The 2,226-nt window shown below is 70.6% G+C and carries 2 protein-coding genes; both read right to left on the bottom strand.

What is annotated here, in order from left to right; all coding sequences use genetic code 11:
- Positions 1-111: 111 nt before the first annotated feature.
- On the bottom strand, positions 112-1,029 hold the full coding sequence (locus ACFWI8_RS34115; protein WP_387099492.1) for a carbohydrate ABC transporter permease: 918 nt from the start codon (positions 1,027-1,029) through the stop codon (positions 112-114).
- Positions 1,026-2,033: a carbohydrate ABC transporter permease gene (locus ACFWI8_RS34110; RefSeq protein WP_387099516.1), complete on the bottom strand. Its 1,008-nt coding sequence runs from the start codon at positions 2,031-2,033 to the stop codon at positions 1,026-1,028. Before ACFWI8_RS34110 ends, ACFWI8_RS34115 begins: the two co-directional genes overlap by 4 nt.
- Between the last annotated feature and the right edge of the window lie 193 nt (positions 2,034-2,226).

Raw genomic sequence — 2,226 nt, 5'->3', positions numbered from 1 at the left:
GGGCCACCCCGGCGCCCCGCGCCCCACCGCGCTCTCCCACCGGGCCCGCACCCGCGCCCGCCCGGCGCCCAGCCCCGGGCGGTCCATCCACGCCGAACGCCCCGCCACCCGTCACTCCTTCACGGAGCCGGAGTTGGCGCCGCGGATGAAGTAGCGCTGGAAACAGAAGAAGAGGATCGCGACCGGAATGGTGGACAGGGCCGCCGCGGCCAGCTTCAGCGGGTACTGGGTACCGCTGCCGAGGCCGCCCGCCACCAGTCGGGCCAGGCCCGTGGTCAGCGTCTCGTACTCGCTCGACTGAGTCGACACCAGGTAGTGGGTGAACTCGTTCCAGGAGCCCTGGAAGGAGAGGATGGTCAGCGTGATCAGCGCCGGCCTGGCCATCGGCAGCACCACCGACCAGTAGATCCGGAAGGCCCCCGCGCCGTCGATCCTGGCCGCCTCCTCCACCTCCCGCGGCACCGACTCGAAGAACTGCTTCATGATGAAGATGCCGGCCGCGTCCACCAGCAGCGGCACCACCATGCCGGCGTAGGTGTCGAACATCCCGAAGGTGTTGAGCACCAGGAACTTGGGGATCAGCAGCACCACGCCGGGCACCGCCATGACGGACAGCAGCAGCACGAACAGCAGCCGCCGCCCCGGGAAGTTCAGCCGGGCCAGCGCGTAGCCGGCCATCGAGTCGAACAGCACCCGGCCGCCGGTGACCAGGAGCGTCACCACCGTCGAGTTGCCCAGCCAGCGCAGGAACGGCACGCTCTCGGCCGAGTCGGCGATCCCGAACAGCCGCTCGTAGGCGGCCGTGGTGGGGGTGGTGGGCCACAGGGTGAGGGGGTTGGCCGCGGCGTCCGGCATGGTCTTGAAGCTGGTCGCGATCTGGATGGCGAACGGCAGGACGTACAGCAGCGCCAGGCCGGCGACCAGGGTGTAGCCGACCGCCCGCCAGGGCACCGCGAACCGCGGCAGCACCGGGGCCTCGGGCGCCCGCTTCCCGGCCTTCGTCGTGGCCTTCGTCGTGGCTGGGCTCATCGCGCGGACCTCCCGGAGCGCTCGCGCAGCAGCCAGCGTTGCAGGCCGGTGCAGATCAGGATGATGGCGAAGAGGATGAACGCGATGGCCGCGCCCTGCCCGAAGTCGGCGTTGTCGAAGCCGGACTGGTAGGAGAGGAAGGCCGGCGTGAGGGTGGTGTTGCCCGGGGCGCCCTGGCCCATCACGTAGACCATGTCGAACACCTGCCAGCTGCCGATCAGGCCGAGCGTCAGCACCAGGAACAGCACCGGACGCAGCGCCGGGAGGGTGACGTTGCGCAGCAGTTGGCGCCGGTTGACGCCGTCGAGCGCCGCGGCCTCCTCCAGCTCGCGGGGGATGTCCTGGAGCGCGGCGAGGAAGATCAGCATGAAGGTGCCCGAGGTGGTCCAGATGGCGAGCAGGATCATCGTGCACATCGCCACCGAGGGGCCCGAAAGCCACTCGAACCAGCTCAGGCCGAGGAAGTCGTGCTCGGTGAGGAAGCCGCTGGGCCGTTCCGGGTCGACGAGCCCGAGCGCGCCGAGCGCGACCCAGACGACGCCGCGCGAGTCGGCGAACCAGTTGGGCCCGGTGATCCCGAACCAGGACAGCAGCCGGTTGACGGCGCCGCTGCCCTGGAAGAGGAAGAGGAACACCGTGGAGACCGCGATGGTGCTGGTGACGGACGGGAAGTAGAACGTGGTCCGCAGCAGCGAACGGCCCCTGATCAGGCGCTGGTTGACGATCATCGCCAGGGTGAGGGACAGGATCGTCACCAGCGGCACGAACAGCAGCACGTAGTAGGCGTTGTTGCGCAGCGAGGTGGCGAACAGCGTCCGGTCCAGGCCGTCGTCGACGAGCAGGTCGCGGTAGTTGTCCAGGCCGACGAACTCGGCGCGCCCGCCGGTGAACGGGTTGGACTGGCCGTCCCAGTCGAGCAGGCTGACCCAGGCGGCCATCAGGATGGGCAGCAGCAGGAACAGGCCAAGCACGGTCACGGACGGGCTGACGAACAGCCATCCCATCAGGGACGAACGCCGGCGACCTGCTGTCCTACGCCGCCAAGGGGTCCGGCCCTCGCCGTCGGCGGTGTCGCGTGGGGGGTCGGTGGCGAGGGTCACCGCGACCTCCCGCCGGTGGTCCCTGCGCCGGTCCTTCCGGCCGGCTGCCCCGACCGGCTGGTGCCAGCCGGGCGGGGCCGCCGTTCGGCCCCGGGCC

The organism is Streptomyces sp. NPDC127098, from assembly GCF_042722465.1.
Taxonomy (GTDB): domain Bacteria; phylum Actinomycetota; class Actinomycetes; order Streptomycetales; family Streptomycetaceae; genus Streptomyces; species Streptomyces millisiae.
The sequence above is the reverse complement of the archived record's forward strand: the minus strand, read 5'-3'. Positions and strand labels throughout refer to the sequence as shown.